16 protein-coding genes and 3 pseudogenes are annotated in these 20,102 nt (G+C 45.0%); 11 read left to right on the top strand and 8 right to left on the bottom strand.

All coding sequences use genetic code 11. From position 1 onward, the window contains the following. Window positions 1-4 precede the first annotated feature (4 nt). Together udk and TZ48_RS08915 are read left to right on the top strand one after the other, a co-directional pair. Entirely contained in the window at window positions 5-646 is a 642-nt protein-coding gene (gene udk, locus TZ48_RS08920) for a uridine kinase (RefSeq protein ID WP_112478911.1), read from the top strand. A gap of 165 nt (window positions 647-811) precedes the next feature. Beyond that, window positions 812-2,910, top strand: a pseudogene (locus tag TZ48_RS08915) (AsmA family protein). A gap of 64 nt (window positions 2,911-2,974) precedes the next feature. Here the strand turns inward: TZ48_RS08915 and TZ48_RS08910 are convergent. From TZ48_RS08910 to TZ48_RS08875, 8 genes and pseudogenes are all read right to left on the bottom strand, one after another. Beyond that, entirely contained in the window at window positions 2,975-3,241 is a 267-nt protein-coding gene (locus TZ48_RS08910; RefSeq protein ID WP_112478910.1) for a hypothetical protein, read from the bottom strand. A gap of 100 nt (window positions 3,242-3,341) precedes the next feature. Beyond that, entirely contained in the window at window positions 3,342-3,950 is a 609-nt protein-coding gene (gene cobO, locus TZ48_RS08905) for a cob(I)yrinic acid a,c-diamide adenosyltransferase (protein WP_112478909.1), read from the bottom strand. Window positions 3,951-4,098: 148 nt separating this feature from the next. Then, window positions 4,099-4,581 (bottom strand): arginine repressor, encoded by a 483-nt coding sequence (locus TZ48_RS08900; RefSeq protein ID WP_042499061.1) that lies wholly within the window; start codon window positions 4,579-4,581, stop codon window positions 4,099-4,101. A gap of 198 nt (window positions 4,582-4,779) precedes the next feature. Then, entirely contained in the window at window positions 4,780-5,790 is a 1,011-nt protein-coding gene (locus TZ48_RS08895) for an ornithine carbamoyltransferase (protein ID WP_112462248.1), read from the bottom strand. 84 nt (window positions 5,791-5,874) lie between these two features. Next, window positions 5,875-6,786: a carbamate kinase gene (gene arcC / locus TZ48_RS08890; RefSeq protein ID WP_112478908.1), complete on the bottom strand. Its 912-nt coding sequence runs from the start codon at window positions 6,784-6,786 to the stop codon at window positions 5,875-5,877. Between the two features lie 36 nt (window positions 6,787-6,822). Beyond that, a pseudogene (gene arcA, locus TZ48_RS08885) lies at window positions 6,823-8,042 on the bottom strand (arginine deiminase). A gap of 539 nt (window positions 8,043-8,581) precedes the next feature. After that, complete coding sequence (locus TZ48_RS08880) at window positions 8,582-10,033, bottom strand: YfcC family protein (RefSeq protein ID WP_112478907.1); 1,452 nt, start codon at window positions 10,031-10,033, stop codon at window positions 8,582-8,584. A gap of 362 nt (window positions 10,034-10,395) precedes the next feature. Then, window positions 10,396-11,025, bottom strand: a complete 630-nt coding sequence (locus tag TZ48_RS08875; protein ID WP_112478906.1) for a glutathione S-transferase family protein — start codon at window positions 11,023-11,025, stop codon at window positions 10,396-10,398. Between the two features lie 240 nt (window positions 11,026-11,265). Here TZ48_RS08875 and TZ48_RS08870 point away from each other — a divergent pair, with 240 nt between their 5' ends. The 9 genes and pseudogenes from TZ48_RS08870 to TZ48_RS08830 all read left to right on the top strand — a co-directional run bounded on the left by TZ48_RS08870 (window position 11,266) and on the right by TZ48_RS08830 (window position 19,847). Further along, the gene (locus TZ48_RS08870; protein WP_239670760.1) at window positions 11,266-12,936 is read left to right on the top strand and encodes a DUF1800 domain-containing protein; all 1,671 of its coding nucleotides are present in this window, start codon (window positions 11,266-11,268) and stop codon (window positions 12,934-12,936) included. After that, complete coding sequence (locus tag TZ48_RS24905; RefSeq protein WP_239670759.1) at window positions 12,933-13,217, top strand: DUF1501 domain-containing protein; 285 nt, start codon at window positions 12,933-12,935, stop codon at window positions 13,215-13,217. The genes TZ48_RS08870 and TZ48_RS24905 overlap by 4 nt, the downstream gene beginning before the upstream one ends. Next, window positions 13,214-14,242, top strand: a complete 1,029-nt coding sequence (locus TZ48_RS08865) for a DUF1501 domain-containing protein (protein ID WP_239670758.1) — start codon at window positions 13,214-13,216, stop codon at window positions 14,240-14,242. Before TZ48_RS24905 ends, TZ48_RS08865 begins: the two co-directional genes overlap by 4 nt. A gap of 121 nt (window positions 14,243-14,363) precedes the next feature. Beyond that, window positions 14,364-14,645, top strand: coding sequence for a type II toxin-antitoxin system Phd/YefM family antitoxin (locus TZ48_RS08860; protein WP_162674525.1), 282 nt, complete (start codon window positions 14,364-14,366; stop codon window positions 14,643-14,645). Next, window positions 14,642-14,928: pseudogene (locus TZ48_RS08855) on the top strand (type II toxin-antitoxin system RelE/ParE family toxin). The gene TZ48_RS08860 and the pseudogene TZ48_RS08855 overlap by 4 nt, the downstream one beginning before the upstream one ends. A gap of 820 nt (window positions 14,929-15,748) precedes the next feature. Continuing rightward, a complete protein-coding gene (locus TZ48_RS08845; RefSeq protein WP_112478903.1) occupies window positions 15,749-16,687 on the top strand; it encodes a hypothetical protein in 939 nt (312 codons plus the stop codon). A gap of 144 nt (window positions 16,688-16,831) precedes the next feature. After that, window positions 16,832-17,689, top strand: coding sequence for a hypothetical protein (locus TZ48_RS08840; RefSeq protein ID WP_239670757.1), 858 nt, complete (start codon window positions 16,832-16,834; stop codon window positions 17,687-17,689). 140 nt (window positions 17,690-17,829) lie between these two features. Continuing rightward, window positions 17,830-18,813, top strand: a complete 984-nt coding sequence (locus TZ48_RS08835; protein WP_112478901.1) for a hypothetical protein — start codon at window positions 17,830-17,832, stop codon at window positions 18,811-18,813. 143 nt (window positions 18,814-18,956) lie between these two features. Beyond that, the gene (locus tag TZ48_RS08830; RefSeq protein WP_112478900.1) at window positions 18,957-19,847 is read left to right on the top strand and encodes an abortive infection family protein; all 891 of its coding nucleotides are present in this window, start codon (window positions 18,957-18,959) and stop codon (window positions 19,845-19,847) included. The last annotated feature ends 255 nt before the right edge of the window (window positions 19,848-20,102 follow it).

The following is a 20,102-nucleotide window of genomic DNA, read 5'->3' as shown; positions in this document are numbered from 1 at the left end:
AAGAATGTCTGATAATAATCAATGTGTCATCGTCGGTATCGCTGGCGCTTCTGCTTCTGGAAAAAGCCTCATTGCGAGCACTATCTATAATGAACTTCGCGAAAAGGTTGGCGATCATCAAATCGGTGTCATCACGGAAGATTGTTACTACAACGATCAAAGTCACTTGAGCATGGAAGAGCGTGTTAAAACCAACTACGACCACCCAAATGCCCTTGACCACGATCTACTTTGCGATCACCTAGAGCAGTTGATCAATGGTGAAGCGGTTGAAGTGCCAGAGTACAGCTACACTGAGCACACTCGTACAGAAAACAGCACCACAATGACACCAAAGAAAGTGATCATCCTTGAGGGTATTCTACTGCTGACCGATCCTCGCCTACGTAAGCTGATGCACGCGACTGTGTTCATGGATACGCCGCTTGATATCTGTCTACTGCGCCGTGTTAAGCGTGACGTTGAAGAACGCGGTCGTACGATGGAATCTGTTTTGAAACAGTACCAATCGACAGTTCGTCCTATGTTTATGCAGTTTATTGAACCGTCAAAGCAACACGCGGACATTATTGTGCCACGTGGCGGTAAAAACCGTATCGCAATCGACGTATTGAAAGCGCACATCGCCAAACTACTTCGTGCATAATCCTGACTCAGTTCGGATTGAAAACGCACAATGAACACGGTGAGAATGTCCTATAATAAATGGGTGCTCGAACGGCGTTTAAATTGCTTTATTTTTTAACTAATTAGTGGCACTTTATGTGCCACTTTTTGTTTTTAGGTTTTCAGCCTTGCAAGGAAGTTGCTAATGAAAAAACTCCTCCTCATTCTCGCCATCCCGGTGCTGGTGATCGTGTTGGGTGTCGCCGCCCTGGTGATGTTCGTCAACCCTAATCAGTTCAAACCTATGCTCGCTGAGCAAGTGAAAAACCAAACCGGTCTTGAGCTTGAAATCAGCGGTGACATCAGCTGGCAGTTCTTTCCGTCGGTTGGCCTAGAGCTTGGCCAAACTCGCCTTAAAAACCCGCAAGGTTTTCAAAACCCAAATTTATTTAGTGTTAGCCAAGTCGGCGTGAGTGTGGCGGTGATGCCGCTACTTGACAAAACGTTGGAGATTGGCTCGATAACGCTAGATGGCGCAGAGGTTTATCTAGAAACGCTTAAAGACGGCCGCTCAAACCTTGATGCCTTAACGGCAGCGCCGCAAACAGAGACGACGGCAGAGCCGGCAGCAACCAGTGATGCGCCAGCGGAAGCGTCCACATCAGCTGCCGATGGATGGCAGATTTCTCTCTCTGGTGTCACGGTGTCAAATGCGCTGCTTGAAGTGTCCAATGCACAAACAGGCACGTTCACTAAGCTATATGATGTGGGCTTGAATGTGACCGAGTTCGCGGTTGACCAATGGACGACGGCGAACTTTGAGCTTAAAGGCCAAAACAACGATCAGCAGTTTACAGCAAAAGGCACGGCTGATTTTAAACTGGCGCAGGGCTTTGCAGAGTATGCACTCAAGAATATTGAGTTTGATGCCACCTATGAGGATGCAGCGAATAAGATTCAGCAAGCGCAGTTAAAACTGGCGACGTTTGAGTTTGATAAACCAAATGCCATCGACTTTTCAATGAAAGGCAATGCTGCCGATCTCACCTTTGAGGCGAAAGGTGGCACCACGTTTACCGTCGATAAAGCGATGACTCTTGTTACATTGAGCGGCTTGTCTTTGGATTCGACACTAGAAGGAGCAACACTTCCGCAATCACCGATGAAGGTGGTGATGGCTTCTGATCTTAGCTTTGATATGAACAAAAGCTTCCTAGACTTTGTATTGCAGAAGCTGACCGTTAATAAGATTGAGCTGGATGGTAAGGCTACGGTGCAGTTAGCGGACATCCCTAAAGTGCGCTTCTCACTGCATAGCCCAAATATCGATTTAGATGAGTTTTTGGGCTTGAACCAAACGGCTGCGAGCACAGACTCTAAAGATGGAGAAGCGGGAACGGCTGGTTCGGGAACCAGTGCACCAGCACAAGAAGTTGAACCTGATTTAACAGCGCTTAGCGGTATGGATGTTCAAGGTAAGATCACCATCGATAAGTTCAAAGCGGGCAATGCTCATATGCAGCAAGTGAAAACCGATTTTGCGGTGAATCGTGGTGTGGCGACGCTGAATTCTTTCAGCTCGCTGCTTTACGGTGGTTCAATTACAGCAACGGGTAAACTGGACGCGCGTAAGTCACCTGCTTCATACAGTGCAGTGAAACGTATCAAAGGTGTCAAAGTACAGCCGTTATTGGTTGATGTGGCGAATAACGATAAGTTGGAAGGTACGGGCAACATTGATGTTGATGTTCAGGCAAAGGCCTAGCACCAACAACGATGAAGAAAAACTTGTCGGGTACGGTGAAAATCAACTTTGCTGATGGCGCAGTCAATGGCATCAACGTGGCGCAGCTTATTCGTGAAAACTACGCTCGTTTTAAAGGTCAGTCTTTGGATGGTGAAGCAGGCCCGAAAAAGACTGATTTTAGCGCAATGAAAGCGACGCTCAAGCTCGCTAATGGTGTGGTGTCGACCAATGATATGACGGCCGAATCACCGCTACTACGCGTGAGAGGCGAAGGCTCGGCGAATTACATCAACGAAACAGCTGACTTTGTCGTAAGTACTTCGATCGTTGGTACCCTTGAAGGGCAGGGCGGCCAGAGTATCGACGAGCTTAGAGATGTGACGATTCCGATTCGAATCACCGGCGCGTGGACGGATCCAAAATTCGCGTTGGTGTTTGATGATGTACTCAAAGAGAAAGCCAAAAAAGAAGTCGAGCGTGCCACTGAGCGACTAGGCATTAAAGATGAAAAGACCAAAAAAGCAGTAGATAGCCTGTTAAAAGGTCTCTTTAACTAATCTGTCTCTTTACACAAAAAAATGCCAGCCTTCCGAGGCTGGCACTTTTCTTAAAGCTATATGATTACCAGTGCAGGTCGAGATCTTGCTCTGGCTCTGCAATGGTTTCCCATTGGGTGATCAACTGAGCCACGGTTGCCATGTCGACCATTTTGCTATCGATAACACCATCGGGTCTGCGAATGGTCAGTGATACACTCGATGGCTCTGTGCTGGGTTTAACTTCGTCCCAACACGTTGTGGAGTCCTGCATGCTTTGTATTGGTCCCCATCCTAGGACAAACTGATGCTCGCTGGTGTGCATCCAAAGGGTCAGAGTACAACTTTCCATAAAACTCTCCATGTTAATGTTATGTTGCATTAATGTTTAATTTAAACGAAATACAAACCATTGTCATGCAAGAATTATCTTGTTTTGTACCCCAAACAGGTTACCAGTCGACGCCTTTAAGCGCTTTAACGCCCGATTCAAAAGCATGCTTAACGTTTTTCACTTCCGAAACAGTGTCTGCCATGTCAATCAATGTTCGGTGCGCGGCACGCCCGGTAATAATGACAGACTGCATTGCTGGGCGGTTATTAAGTGCCTCGACGACTTCATCAAGCTCAATGTAACCATAACTCACCATATAGGTCAGTTCGTCAAACAGAACGACATCAACAGATTCATCTTGAAGCATACGCTTGCACTCTTGCCAGACGCCTTGAGCTGCCTCGGTATCCGCTGCTTTGTTTTGGGTTTCCCAAGTAAAGCCCGTCGCCATGACTTGAAATTCCACACCGAGCTTTTCGAGTAGGTTACGCTCACCGTTGTCCCAAGTACCCTTAATGAACTGTGCCACTGCACATTTTTTGCCGTGTCCGACGGCGCGTGCTACGGTGCCAAACCCTGATGTCGATTTCCCTTTACCATTTCCGGTGATGATCAGTAGCAGGCCTTTTTCAATTTGAGCGTTGGCGATTTTCTTATCGACGTTCTCTTTAACTTTCTGTTGGCGCTCTTTATGGCGCTGCTGCTTAGACTCTTCCGACATTGACATGGGGGTTCCTTAAATTTGTTGTGTCTACGCTCCATCATAAAGCAAACCCAAAAGAAAAAAACGGGATAAATCCTAAGGGATTATCCCGCTTTATAGGCTGGTTCGATTTTGCGTTTTGCCTTTTGTCCTTTGCCTCTTACTAAAGCGACTATGCACCCAATCGCGCTCTCACGACTTGCTCACAGCGGTCGACATCTTTGACGTGTTTTGGCACCACTAAAATGGTGTCGTTGCCACCAATAGTGGCGAGGATGTCGGCGTGTGGGTCGATGTCGATGAGTCTTGCTATCAATTGAGCGCTGCCAGGGTGTGTCTTGATCACCACTAACGATTGATTATTGGTGATGAGTTCGATTTGAGAAGAGATAGAAGAGTCAACGCGAACCGAGCTGCTTTCTGAGGTCAGGCAATACGCTTTTTTGCCGCACGCATTCTGCATTTTCACCACGCCAAGCTGGGCAAGCAGACGCGAGACCGTAGATTGGCTTATCCCATGATAACCAAGGTCGACAAGGGCTTGCCTGAGCTTATTCTGGGTTGTGAAGCTTTGTTGCTGCAGCAGCTTTTTGCACACTTCGGTGAGTTTTTTCTCATCGACAGTCGGGTTGTCTAAATCAGGAGTGTCGTACATGTTTCACCTACTAAATAGTAAAACTCATCCTTGAGGTGGTTTTATGTGTTGTTATTTATAACGAATAGCAACTCATACACTATCAAATTGTGAAAAAGTAAAATATATGCCCATTTCTCATTTTGATGACGGGTTATTGTTTAATCACTCAAAAGCGAGAGATTCCCCTCGCTTTTTTCGTGCATTGGTTTTATTGGATTATTGACCTAATGTCGCCACCATGACGGCTTTGATGGTGTGCATGCGATTCTCTGCTTCATCAAACACGATAGAGTATGGAGACTCAACCACTTCATCGGTCACTTCACACCCTTGTGACAGCTCTGGGTAGTCAGCGGCGAGGCCTTTGCCCACGGTGGTATCTTCGCCATGGAACGCTGGCAGACAGTGCATAAACTTCACGTTTGGATTGCCCGTCGCTTTAATCACATCCATATTGACTTGGTATGGCAACATCAGCTTAATGCGCTCTGCCCAAGCTTCTTTAGCTTCACCCATGGACACCCATACGTCGGTGTATAGGAAGTCACAGCCTTGCACGCCTTCTTGTACATCTTCAGTAAGGACAATCTTCGCTCCGGTTTCTGCTGCGATGGTTTGGCATTGCTCAATCAAAGACGCTTCAGGCCAGAATGCTTTTGGCGCTACAAGGCGGATTTCCATGCCCATTTTCGCTGCACCTACCATGAGTGAGTTACCCATGTTATTGCGCGCATCACCAAGGTAGGCGAAGGTAATCGCACTTAGCGGTTTGTTCGGTGAATGCTCCATCATAGTCATGAAGTCAGCCAGTATTTGTGTTGGGTGGAACTCATCGGTTAATCCGTTCCAAACAGGCACGCCGGCGTACTGACCTAACTCTTCAACAATTTCTTGACCAAACCCGCGATACTCAATGCCGTCGTACATTCTGCCCAGTACGCGAGCGGTGTCTTTCATCGATTCTTTGTGGCCTATTTGAGAGCCGGTTGGGCCAAGGTAGGAAACTTGCGCACCTTGATCAAAGGCGGCAACTTCAAACGCGCAGCGGGTACGTGTTGAGGTTTTTTCGAAGATAAGTGCGATGTTTTTGCCTTTAAGGCGTGGCTGTTCATAGCCGTTGTACTTGGCTTTTTTAAGCTCAATAGACAGCTCTAACAAATGACCGATTTCGCGAGGTGTGAAATCAAGAAGTTTTAGGAAGTTACGATTACGAAGATTGAAAGCCATAATAGTGTCCTTTTTTCTGTCTTGGCGCTGGCTCATACCGCTTAAATTAAGCCAGCGCGTCATATCATTGTGATGGAATGTGAATTAACGTTTGGTAATTACGGTGCCTGCATTGCCCTCTAGGATGCGAAGGCCGTCTTCTAGGGCGCCAATGCCCACCATTTGCCCACCTTGTTGAATGAACTCACAAGAGGCGTCGATTTTTGGTCCCATAGAGCCTGCATCAAACTGATATTGCGAGAGCTCTGCTGGCGTCGTGGCGTGCAGTGGTCGCTGCGTTGGTTGACCCCAATCTAGGTACACTGCATCGGCGTCAGTCAAAATCAACAAGCGATCGGCATTGAGCTGCTTCGCCAGGAAGGCCGCCGACATGTCTTTGTCTATTACCGCTTCCACGCCAACCAACTTGCCCGCTTTGCGCGTAACCGGAATACCGCCGCCGCCAGTACAGATAACTAAGTGACCTTGTTCGATTAACGAAGTAATCGCTTCGTGCTCAATAATGCCCGTTGGTTGAGGGCTTGGTACCACACGGCGGAAATGCTGGCCGTCGGGCTTAATTGTCCAGTGATACTTCTCTGCAAGCTCACATGCTTCTTGCTTCTCATAAATTGGACCGATCGGCTTAGTCGGGTCTTGGAACGCAGGATCGTTGGGATCGACCGTCATCTGAGTCAGCATGCAGGTGACGTTTCTCTCCGGCATTTGGTTTTTGAACTCTTGCATTAACATGTAACCGATCATGCCTTGCGTTTCGCTGCCGAGTACGTCGAGTGGATACGGGTTAACCTTTTTGTACTCCAATCCTTGCAGTGCCAGTAAGCCCACTTGAGGGCCATTTCCATGCACCAATACGACATTGTATTGCTCAGCAATCTTGGCGATGGTGTTAACCGCGACTTCAATATTGTGTCTTTGCACTTCCGCTTCGAGTGGCTCGCCTCTTTTGAGCAGAGCGTTACCGCCAAGAGCGACGACAATGGTTTGTTTTTTCATAATCTTTATCCAGAGCAGTTAAGTCTTAGGAAATGTTTAGATACCATCACGTTCAATAGGGCAGCTCATACAGCGAGCGCCGCCACGGCCACGGCCAAGTTCATCACCTGGGATAGGCAGTACAGTGATGCCGGCTTTGTCGTACTTCTCGTTGGTATAGGTATTGCGCTCGTAGCCAATAACCACACCCGGTTTCACGGTCAGTACATTGTTGGCGTCATTCCACTGTTCACGTTCAGCCTCAAAGTTGTCACCGCCGGTAGTAATAAGATTGAGCTTGTCGACTTGTAGCGCTTTTTCGATCGTTGAGATGTACGAGCTTTGCTGAGTAGCTTTAACGCGACCAGATTCGTCACCGGTTAAACTCCAGCACTTCACATCATCTGGAATCACATTTGGGTAAACCGAGAAAGTATCTTCACGCATGTGGGTCATTACGGTATCTAGGTGCATGCAAGAGCGATCTTTTGGAAGCTCTAGTGCTATCACTTGTTTGGCTTGGCCATGTCTAAACAGGCTAGACGCTAAGTGCTCAACGCCTTGTGGTGTAGTGCGCTCAGACATACCAATCAGCACGGCGCCTTTACCAATGACCAGTACATCACCACCTTCAATAGTCGAATGGTCATACGCCAAAGGCTCATCGCCGAAGTACTTAATAAAGTCTTGACCTGCGAAGGTTGGATGCCAGCGGTAGATGGCGCGAAGGTGGTTGGTTTCGCGTTGACGCGCGACTTTTGCCATTGGGTTAATCGACACGCCGCCATATACCAGCATGAGGTATCGCGGGTAAATAGGTGATTCGGCAGTGGATCGATAATGAAGTCGTTCTTTTTGTACAGTGATTGCAGCATTGAAGATGATTCAAGTGGCATTTCACCGAATGACAAACCACCAGTCAGCACTTTCGCAAGCTCAAGGTTTGGAAGGTCGCCTAGGTAGCATCTCACATCATTAGCGAAGGTTGGGCCGTAGCGAAAATCGGATACTTGGGTGTTTAGTAGCCAATCTTTCGCTTCTGGAATCGCCAGCGTCTCTGCAAGTAAGTGAGTCAGTAGCAAGACTTCAACGCCTTGGGACTCTAGTGTTTTTGCAAACACATCGTGTTCTTCGCCGGCTTTCTCGACAGCAAGCACATCATCGAAAAGTAGCTGGTGGCAGTTTGATGGAGTTAAGTGTGTGAGAGCACGGCGTGGACGGTGAATTAACACGCGACGTAGCTGACCAACTTCAGAACCAACATAGAGTTTATTCATAATCAAGTCTCTCTAATATTTATTAAAACTCGTCGAGTTTTATGTAGGGTATTTATTATTAGCTTCGCTGTGGTGGTTATAATATGAAGCAAAATATTCACGTCGTGTTAGATCGCGATCACACATATTCTTGCTTTCACTTTAGGACTATCAAAGGGGCTGTTAACAATATCTATTCGGAATTAGTTGAATAGATAATGGGTTAAAATTGAACTTTTATGGGAATAATATGCAGGGTTTCTTGTCGAGATAGTGAATTTAGGAAGCATGAAGGAAATACAATTCGCATTAGATATTTTAATGGGATTGGCTAATGCGACAAAATATGCAATCCCATCTACTACTTAGCGCTTTTTCTCACACCAAAACGCCATTTGTTAACAGAATTTCACTCAAATATGTGATTCATGTCTTATTATTTGGCTCTTACACTGAAGACCAAGGACCAAGGACCAAGGACCAAGGACCAAGGACCGCTTTTAAAAACCAAAAAACCCGCTGACAAGCAGCGGGCAACACATAGGGGTAATTGTGTTAAATTAACCGAGAAGTGTACCTAGGCTAAGCATAACAACGCAGAACACGGTTAGAATCGCCATAAGCGGTGCAACCCACTTGAGCCATCGCGCATAAGGAACCCGCGCTATCGCGAGGCCTCCCATTACCACTGCCGAGGTTGGGGTAATGAGATTGACCAGTCCAGATGCCGACTGATAGGCGGTAATCACCAGATCTCGTCCCACACCAGCAAAGTCGCCCAGTGGCGCCATAATTGGCATGGTGAGTACCGCAAGCCCAGACGTTGACGGCACCAAGAAGGACAATAGAATTTCTAAGAAGAACATGACGTTAATAAACACCACGGATGAGAGCCCGGTAACGATATGTTCGGCGGAGTTCAATATGGTATCGGTGATCATGCCTCTATCCATTACTACCACAATACCTCGCGCAATACCGATAATCAGTGCCACGCCTAATAAATCGCGCGCCCCTTCAATGAAGTTATCGATAAAGGATTCTTCACTCATTTTAGCGACGAGACCCACCAATATTGATGCGGCCAGGAACATGGCGGAGATCTCGGCCATCCACCATCCAGCAACCGATACGCCATAAATCATTACGGCAAATGAGCCACCGAAAATGGTGAGAATGACTTTGCGAGTAGTGGTGAACTCTAATGACTCATCGCCTTTGTTACCAAGGAAGTGTGCTTTATTTTCTTCATACTTATCGTAAACAATGGATTTGGTCGGGTCTGCTTTGACCATCTTGGCATAGCGCATCACATAAGCAACGCAAATCACCCAGCCAACAACGAGCATTGCTAGACGCAACATAATGCCGTCAGTAAAAGGTATTCCGGAAGCATTGGCAGCGATGACCGTTGCGAATGGGTTAATGGTTGAACCTAGAACGCCTATACCAGCACCAAGCAAAATAGTCGCTGCGGCGACTAATGGGTCGAATCGCGCAGCCATCATGACAGGCACTAGCAAGGTGTAGAATGGTAACGACTCTTCCGCCATACCATACACAGTGCCGCCAGCGGCGAACAGTGCCATGAGGATGGGGATCATTAGCTCTTCTCGCCCTTCAAGGCGGCGTGTAACGCGCTCAATACCCGCATCTATAGCGCCAGTTGCGGTAACCAGACCTAAGAAACCACCAATGACGAGTACAAATAGCGATACATCGATCGCACCAGCTTCATAGCTGTTGTGATCATAAAAGCCGTCAATCGGAGCGAGTAGTACATCAATAGGGGTTTGTGGATTGCTTTCTACGCTGGCGTAAGTACCCGCAACAGGGACTTCTCGACCTAGGTCTTCATTCATTTCCCGCTCATATTGGCCAGCAGGAATGATCCAGGTCATCAGCGCCACGATGGCGATCAGCGCAAATAATATGGTGTAGGCAGAAGGGAACTTGAAACGAGTAAAAAAGCCGCCAGACTTTTTCGGTTCTTGGACGACGTGGGCGGTCATAGCATTCTCCTTAGCAGGAAGTGCTTTCTTCCCGCTTAGCTGTACGTTTAACGTTCAATTACCACATTGAAGCTATAAGAATTACTAATCTAAATTGTGGCTAAAATGTACTATGGATAGGCGAGAATAACTTTAGACTTGCTCACAAAAAACTATAGGTAAAAATAACCAACTATTTTTGAAGGGATATTAAATTTCCTGGGATGAAAAAATATGGAGTGACCTAATTGATAGACTGTTAGGTCACTCAGTATTACGGATATTTATGCAGAAAATAGATATTTATGCAAATTGTTCATTTGTTGACGTTGGTCAATAAATAACTCGGTCTAGAATATTCACGTGCTAGACCTTGATTGCATTTAAGCGCTTGATTTGTCGTATTGCGCTTCAAGCTCAGCGGCTTTTTGAGCGGCGGGGCGCTGCTGAAGCTTCGCGAGATACGCCGTCAATGCAGGATAGTCATTAACAAGCTCTAACTGAGCCGCTACTTCAACAATCCAAGACAGAAGAATGTCGGCTGCAGTAAATTGCTCGCCAACTAACCAAGCGTTGGCTGTTAGGTGATCATTGAGGTAACCCAGAATCAGCGCAAGTTCTTGCTTGCTGTAACCATCAAGAAAGCGTGTTTCAGTGCCGTCGATTTTTAGGAAGTAGTGAAGTAAAAGCGGCAATGCAGCGGAGCTTTCGGCGAAGTGTAGCCACTGAAGGTATAGCGGGTACTCCGCTGAATCTTGCGCTGGGGCAAGAGAGACTGTGGGAAAACGCTGCGCCAAATATTCGGTGATCGCACCGGACTCCGCCAATACTTGGCCATTCTCTTCAATTACGGGTGACTTACCAAGCGGGTGAACCGCTTTAAGCTCGGGAGGTGCTAAATTGGTTACCGAGTCACGTTGATACGCTTTGACTTGGTAAGGAACGTTGAGCTCTTCTAGCAGCCAGATAATGCGCTTGGAGCGTGACTTGTTAAGGTGATGTAGAGTAATCATGAGTCGCCAACCTTTTGTGTTATGTGTTATGTGTTATGTGTTAGTTGTTCCGTTTGTTTACGTAGCACAGTATCAATCTGTAATTTGAATTGCAATAAATATAATTGTGCGCAACTTATTTTTGGGGGCGTAAGTCTCATCGTGAATTTGAACCCGTCACACAGTTTGCATTGGCATTGATTGTCGCAACGAGAGTTCTTCGCTAGTGTGCGACGAAATCGTCTGATAAAGGTTTGTCAATTGTCTTCCATTAGAAAGCGAGATGCCTTGCGTGGTGTCCTTAAATTGAGCACCTGCTTGCTCAGTCTTTCATTGCTGTCAGCGTGTGGCGGTGAAGGTGATTCTGGTAATGCCACTCCTGTATATACCCCTCTCACTCAAGATCAGCGTTACGATCTTCTTTATCGTGCGACGTTTGGCCCCAAGCCAGATTCCTACCAACAGTTGGCGAATATTGGCTATGTTGAGTGGCTGGACCAGCAGTTCTCGATGACACCAAGTTTGCACTTACCGCGACTTAAGCAGTATGACCTTGAACCTGGAAAGGACAGTTACAACCAATCCGATCGCGTCGCGGTGTGGTGGGATTTAAGCCTCAACGCACCTGATCAACTTAGGCAGCGAGTTGCATTTGCACTGAGTGAGATCTTTGTGATTTCACGATATGGTGCAAGCTTAAATGGCCGCCCGCAAGAGATGGCCGATTATTACGACATGTTGATCACACACGCTTTTGGCAACTATCGTGATTTGATTGAAGCGGTGACTCGGCATGCCGCGATGGGCGATTACTTATCCATGATGGCGAATCAAAAGGCTGACCCTGAGCGCAACCGCTATCCCGATGAAAACTATGCCCGAGAAGTGATGCAGCTGTTTAGTATTGGGCTTTATCATCTCAATCAGGATGGGTCAGACAAACTCGATAGCCAAGGACAACAGAGCCCGACGTATTCTCAGGACGATATTGAGAACCTAGCTCGCGTCTTTACCGGTTGGCACATCGCAGAGAAAAACCAGCCAAACTGGGGCTCAAAAGAGGGTAATTGGTTTGTACCTATGGCTGCTTATCCTGAACGCCATGATGACGAAGAAAAGGTGGTGATGGGCGAAGTATTTGCACAGGGGCAAACACCCGAGCAAGATATGGCTCAGGCCATGGATATGTTGCTCAATCACCCGAATACGGCGCCATTTATCAGTAAACACCTTATTCAAAGGTTGGTGACGTCTAACCCGTCTCCCGCCTATGTGGCGAGAGTCAGTGCGCTGTTTGCCGACAATGGCAAGGGAGCACGGGGCGATCTTAAAGCGGTGATCCGCGGCATCCTCACTGACAGTGAAGCACTTAACGGCGAGGAACGAGCGCCAATTAAAATGAAAGAGCCGTTAATCGCGATGACGAACTTCTTCCGCGCTTTTGAGGCCAAATCCGCCGATCCCACCGGTCGTTTCTACAACTCTATCAACACCTTTGGTGCCTATGGACAGTCACCGCTAGGCTCTCCAAGTGTGTTTAACTTTTTCTCTCCCAATTATGCGCCCATTGGCGAGATCGCCGATGCTAATGATGTAGCGCCGGAATTTGAAATACTCAGTTGGAACAACTTCATTTTGACCAACAACCAACTTTGGTCTGCACTAGGCAGAACCAACTATGAGGGTGAAACCAACCCAACGCGCATTGTGATTAACACTGCACCGCTCGAAGCCATAGCCAATGACCATCAGGCGCTAATTGATGAAATTGAACGACGTCTATTATCGCAAAGAATGAGCGAGTCTCTTAAAGCAATTGTTTTAGAGAGCTTAGAAAGCCTTCGCGATACGCAGCAAAGTTTAAAGGTTCGCAATGCGCTCTATATTGTGGTGACCAGTCAAGAATTCCATATTGAGGAGCTTGCCCAATGATTTCTCGTCGTCAACTTCTAGCGGCAATGGCCGCAACCCCCATAGTATCGATGAAGGGCACTGGCTCAGCACATGCGCTGCCAAATAATGATTACAAAGCCCTCGTATGCGTGTTTTTGTTCGGCGGCAACGACGGCTTTAACATGCTGATCCCAAATGATAACGCACACTACGATGAGTACGCGACTGCTCGTCCTGACATCGCTATACCACAAGCCTCATTGCTGCCTGTATCGCTCAATACCGGCTCTGATCTGACATTGGGGCTTCACCCTCCATGACGGAGTTACAAAGCCTGTTCAATACAGGGAAAATGGTTGCCATTGCCAACAGCGGCGTGCTGATAGAGCCTTCTACAAAAGCCGGTCTGGAAGACGGCACGCATGCGATGCCACCGTTTCTGTTCTCCCATAACTCACAACAAGCGGAGTGGCAGCGTGGTTGGTCTGGCAGCACGACAACACTTGGCTGGGCGGGACGATTAATGGACGTGCTGAGCAGCGACTCAGATACGATTAGCCCAACGTTTAGCCTCAATGGCTATGCGCAGCTGCTTAATGGCTCAGAGCACAGTGCTAACCTCATCAATGCATCATCACTGCCTCAAGTGAATGCCATCAAAAACGACCTACGTCGTGAGAGCTTTGATAAGGTGATGGGTTTATCCCCACTAACGGCCTTTGGGCGAGAGTTTGATCGCGTGAAGGGCGATTCAGTGTCCATACGAGACAAACTGGCAACGGCCATTGAATCGATACCGGAAGAAGACCATTTCCCTGATATATCATTAAGTCACCAGCTCCACACCGTCGCGAGACTGATCAAATCGAGCGACCAACTTGGGCATCAAAAACAAGTCTATTTTGTTGGCTTAGGCGGTTTCGACACTCACGCTAATCAGCTAGAAGATCACGCGATTTTAATGAGCTCATTGAGTCAGTCCCTCGCGGCCTTCAATCAATCCATGGAAGCGGCTGGACTTGAAGACAAAGTCACCACCATGACCATGTCGGATTTTGGCAGGCGTCTTGCCAGCAACGGCACAGGAACCGACCACGGCTGGGCAAGCAATCACCTAGTTATGGGCGGCGCGCTAAATGGCGGTCAGCTTTACGGTCAATGGCCATCGCTAATCCTTGATGGGGAAAATGATTTTAACAGAGGACGTATGATCCCAACGACATCAGTCGAACAGATTGGTGCAACGGTGGCGAAGTGGATGGGCGTGAGCAGTGACAGCGCGATGAGTTACATATTTCCTAATTTGGCTAATTTTTCGCAGCAGGATTTGGGGTTTTTGAAGTAGGTGAAAAGCAAAGACGGAAAATTTTCGTCTATACAGCGTTACAACACAGAGTCGCCCTCTTACTCAAAATAGCCAGTTGAACTATTATTTGTACGTTATTTTGTACTGTTTGGAGTTCAATATGAGTCGCATTCGTTTCGATCAAGATATTCAGCCTTTGTCTGAGTTTCGTGCCGGCGTAGCTTCATACATCAAACAAATCAATGAGACTCGTCGCCCATTGGTTATAACGCAACGTGGCAAAGGTGTTGCTGTTGTTCTTGATGTTGCTGAGTATGAAGCAATGCAAGAGAAAATCGAACTACTGGAAGAAATGCGCACAGCAGAAGCTCAATTAGCTTCTGGTCTTGGTGTTTCCAATGATGATGCGCGTGCTCAAGTACTAGGCCGCATAAAGGAATGAAAGTAGTCTGGTCGCCATTAGCACTTCAGAAACTAGGTGACGCAGCGGAGTTTATATCTTTGGATAATCCACCAGCGGCATAGAGGTGGGTAAATGAAGTGTTTGACAAAACCGAACTACTTGGAAGCATGCCTGAAATGGGGCGGTTTGTTCCTGAAATGCCCCTACGAACTATCGCGAAATCATCTTTGGTCACTATCGTATTATTTACAGTTTAAGTCACGAAATTCGAATACTAACAGTTCGTAATTGTCGTCAAGTTTTATCGGAAGATGACGTGTAATAGTGTGTGTTAACAATCTGCCTAAGGGGTTTTCGCAACGCGTGGCATTTCTACTATGCTCTCGGTGCTTAGGGTGGTGCGCGGGATCTTCTGTATTGCGTTGATCACCGTAATAGGGCGTTCATCCGTGAGTGAGTCAGTTACAATCAAATTTATAAAAGTAACTGGCATAGTTTTGTCCACTTTCGAGTTGGCTCCAAACCCATAGCTAACTCGAAAGCTCCAACTCTATAAGGCTTTAACCACCCCAACAACGAATCCCTTCAAACCTATTCACAAGCACCTGATTTATCGACTAAAATTTTTTGTATCTTTGACGTGAAAATTGGCCAAAATTAGGTGTTAACTATATGAATAATAAAAAGAAACCATCGATTCTAGTTGTATGCATGGGCAGCACAGTTGTTTCCGTTAACTGATTGAAAAATAAATATAAAATTCCGCTTCCAAAATTGCTCCAATGAAAGTTCTCCAAAATGTGAGCGTGTTTTTGTTGCGCTTAAAGGGGGCTACAAGTGGCGTTGTGTGAGTTACTGGGTCACATCTGGTTTAAGAAGGCATAAAGCTTGCTCGTTTTTGTTAAGGGGAATGTGGAACAATGACTGCCGGCTCGCCTTTACCTCAAAGCTGTAAGAGGAAGACTTAGTCTGACAAAGTTAATTTAAACCGTACTTTGTCCTCTTATATGGAATTATTCCGTAATTTTCCCCTAACCCTATATCTATTCACACAAAAGATTGATACTACTTGAGTTTCATAATAAATAGCAGCAACATAGATGGAGTGCAATGACGGAAGAACTCTGTCTATAAGGTGGTAAATGCTAGGAGGTAAAAAGTTGGTTCGTCATGAAATGTGGAGAAATGAATATAGGTCTTACAGATATATGGAGTTCTTATCGAAAATCGAGCTGGAAGACAGGACGAAACAAATTATCGCCAATATGACAATTCTTTCTTCTGAGGGAAAGATCGGCTTACATGGCACGAATGAAATTGGCAACTACTGGCTTCAAGTATGGACTCATGCTTTGGAAGAGTTTGCTATTAGGTACGGACCTTATCCAAATGGTTTTACAGATGGGGCAATGTCAAATGCGGAAATCGTCAAAGCATCTTTTCCTGAACCGCCAAAATCTGCAACGGCTTTGAAACTAGCTGGAGGGTTTAATGAAGGGGCTATTTGTAAGTTTGGCAAGTATGAACATTTAGATGGGATGTTTAATAAAGGACACATTCGTATTTCTCCAGCTTCATACTATAAAGACCCATCACTAAATAATGCAATTCGCGACGATGAACTATCCTTTGAAATTCAAAAAAGGGCTGATGGGTTAGTTTTTGAGGACGTACATGGCGTTACAATACCTACTTTTGGTCAAGTTAAATTTAAATTGGAAAGTAACACAAATTATTACGTTCATTGCTTTGCTTCTAAATATACGTATAGAGAGTATGATGACTTTGATGCTGATTGCTGCATTATCATTGATAAACCGCGGGAACTATTTCAAAAAATGATGAAAGCTGTAAAAAAGGTTAAGCCTGATTTTAAAGGATTTGCATCACCAGTAAAATACCTTGATCCATTAAATGTAAGTCTTGATGATGTAAATGTATTTCTAGCAAAGCATTTTAAATACAGCTACCAAAATGAAGTTAGGACTATATGGTTGCCAGAAGAACCTCAGATGCAACTGGAACCTTTCTTCATAAACGTAGGATCTATGTCTTCGTATGCTCGGATGGTAAGAATTTAACAAAATCTTGAAGGATAATTTGCAACGCATGACATTTTCACCATGTGTTGATTTCTGTTTTTAAAGTGGTTGAGGCAAGGCCGGAATTGCGTTCCCTAGCCTTCTATTTGGTGTTAATTATACAATTTGGATTCATTAGTTGCGATGGAAAAAAACAAAATTAAAAGTAGGCAAAAAATGAAAATTTCATCTTTATCTTTTGATAAAGATGAACTCCGACGTTTTTGCGATATCCTGCAAGAAAGAGCTATTGCTGCTGCAGAAATTGAAGCTTCCCTATTTATTAAAAATGACCAAACTCAAGATGAATATGAGAAAAATCTCGTAACTCTGCGTGAGTCCTTTACCTTAAAAATTACGATTGCTGGAACAAATGGCGAAGAATTGTGGGGCACAATTAGTGAAGTCTTCGATTCAGTGAACTTTCCTGAAAACGTTAAATCACTTTATGTAGATAGTCAGTCAACACTTAAGCATGTACATAATTACTATCCGCACAACTATTTTGTTATGTATCTTGATTTCTCAAAACCTAAGGTGCTCGATTTTTCACTACTTCCGAGTTACGGAACTCCAAATGAGTCTAATCTTGAAGTAAGTGGCTACGATGCTACGTGGGTTAATGGGGTTTTTAGTGAGTTGAAGAACTACATAGGCTCAAAATCTTCAACACTTTCAGTTGTTCACCGGCATAGCATTTATGACGTATTGTTGTGGTTTATGGGGTTCCCATTATCCTTCTGGATTTGTAGTCGTTTTAGTCCTTACATTGAGAGCATGCAAGTCTCAAGTGTGTTTTTTGAAAGCGCACTTTACATGTATTCATTCGTAGCAACACTCTTTGTTTTTAGATTATTGTTTCACTATTTACGGTGGGTTTGCCCGTTAGTTGAGTATCGCTCAGCAAACAGCAAAATGTTGATGCATCGTGCGATATTTGGTGTTCTGTCGGTAGGCTGGTTTGGACAGTTCGCATACGATTTAGCTAAGTGGGTTATGTAAACTTAACAAGCTGTTTTAAAGGAGGGTCGCAACGCGTGGAATTTTTGCCATGCGTTGGATCTTGTGTTTAGTGTGGTATGCGGCGTTATTGATGTTGTGTTGCTAACCCCTAACAGAGCGTTATACATCATGGGAGAATTATGGAGTACTTAAAGTCAGATTTTATTGCCCTTTCTAGCGAGGAAATGCATAAGTTGAAATCCTTTCGTAGTTTTATAAGTGAGAAAGATAAGGAGGGCGAAGTTCTACTTCTGTATCGCGGAGAAGAGCAAAGGAACGTCAATAGACGTCTGTTTAGTGATCAGAGTGATTTTGTAAGTGGAAAAATGTATGAGAGAGCATTCTACTTTGGTGAAAAAGCAAGGCATTTTTTTATCGATCGGTTTGATGTAGACCGAAGTTTTCTAACAGGCATTAACGATTGCTCTGAAGAGACTTTAGGGTTTATCTTCGACAGAATATCAAATGTTCTAAATTCACCCGAAAGACGTAGTCGCGTACAAGAAAATACCTCGGAAAAGTTTAGAGAATTTTTTGGTACGCCATCGAATAAAAGGATGTTTGTCGAAAGAATTAATGATACTGATAATAGCCAATCAAAACTAAATGCTAGAGATTATTACTTATATTGGCTTCATATCGCAGGATCGCCCGGAATACGAACTGAAACTCCGTTGGTTTCAACAAGTGTGGATAGAAAGGTCGCTAGAGAATTTTCAAAGGTAGAGCGTAACCCTAAAGAAAAGTTCATTTTTCATTACTTTATACCTAAACCATTCCACGCTCACGCTATAGCACCTTGGGTAAGTGAACATCACCAACGGATTGTAACTGGTTGCGGTTTACCAACCTATAAATCATTAGGATTATATCCTAGACAAAGGGAAGTGGCAGTTAAAGGTGCTCTCTTTCCTCACTTTATTATTGGTATCGAGCTGGTTTCTGAAAAAAGATTTGTTGTAAATTCGCAGCTGTTCAATGTTGATTTTGCAGATTTTGAACAGGTTAGCAGACAAGGTTTCCCAATAGATCAGCGAGACTTTTCGGAAAGAGTTTTCAACACGGGGTATATCAGGTGGGGACAAACAGATCTTGAAGGAAACTTTGCGCAATCTGATGTTTAACAACCTTTCAAGAGGAATTTAGAACGCGTTGCATTTTTGCAGTACATTGGTATTAGTGGCTTGGTGGGAGCTTCGGTATTCCGTTGGTCACTCCTTAAAAGGGAACTAGGCTTTTATCTGACAAATAAGGAGGAATTGATAGAATGAACAAGTTGGAGCGGTTGAAATCGATAGCGACGAAGCTAAATGACAAGCATCACGTTGTCGCCTCGAAGCTGAATGAGTTTGAAGCAGAGCTGATAGTAAACTTACCGAATATAGAAGTTTATGGTAGGAGTAAAACGGTAACCTTGGAGCATACTTCTGATGAAGATTGGACATATGGTTATATTTACTACTCGAAAAGTGCTCTGAAAGTAGCTTATCGTTCAACCTTTGATGACTATGTGGATGCTAGGGAAAATACTCCTAATGCGCAGCGCGTATTTAGCACACAGAGTATTCATGAAATGTCAAATCAATGGAAAGTCGCATTAATCAAGGATGAAATATTAGATTCACTTATTACGTCAATTGAAACTAATTTGTCGGCCGACCTTGATAGTGCAGAACGAGCTACTGCGTCTCTAGTTAATCTGTTTAATGTAGAGGTGGAACATATAGATCGTCAGGTCAAGGACACTCTTATACGGAGTGAAAGTCTCTTGAAACAATGGGTAAAAGCAAAAGCGAGTGTCTACACTGATCCCGCTGAGTCAATTACAAGAAGTAGTAGCTATTTAGAATCAGTATGCCGGCAAGTAATTGAGTCGAATGGCAGTCCTTTACCGAATAGAATTGATATTACAAATTTAATTAATGCAGCATTGCAGGAAGTTGATTTATCCTCTTATCCAGAAGAGTCAGCTGACGTTAAGAAACTAACCTCAGGCGTTAAATCAATGTTTTCAGCAATAGGAGCAATTAGGACACATATTGGAAACGCTCATGGCAGTTCCGAGGCAGACCTAGAACCAGATGAAGACCTCGCAATGCTAGTGAATAACTCAGCTGCTGCAGTTTCATTGTATTTACTTGGTAAGTCCAAAACCTAACAAGTTGCACAAATAGACAAGCTAATATGCGGCATGATTGTTTTGCTTGAGTCCAGTGATTGTGTGGTTTGCTTGGGAGTTGTGCTCGTTAGCTGCAACTCAGCAAAGCGTGATACGAGAGATAATTATTGGAATCCTAATTTAGTAATTTGATTAAGAAAGTTTTATATAAAAGTGAGTTTTGGAATCCACTTCAATGCAGTGTTCACTATGCGACTCTGTCGCAACTTCCTGATCAAGTTTTGGGAGCATATA

This window comes from Vibrio variabilis (assembly GCF_003263785.1).
GTDB classification, from domain to species: domain Bacteria; phylum Pseudomonadota; class Gammaproteobacteria; order Enterobacterales; family Vibrionaceae; genus Vibrio; species Vibrio variabilis.
The sequence above is the reverse complement of the archived record's forward strand: the minus strand, read 5'-3'. Positions and strand labels throughout refer to the sequence as shown.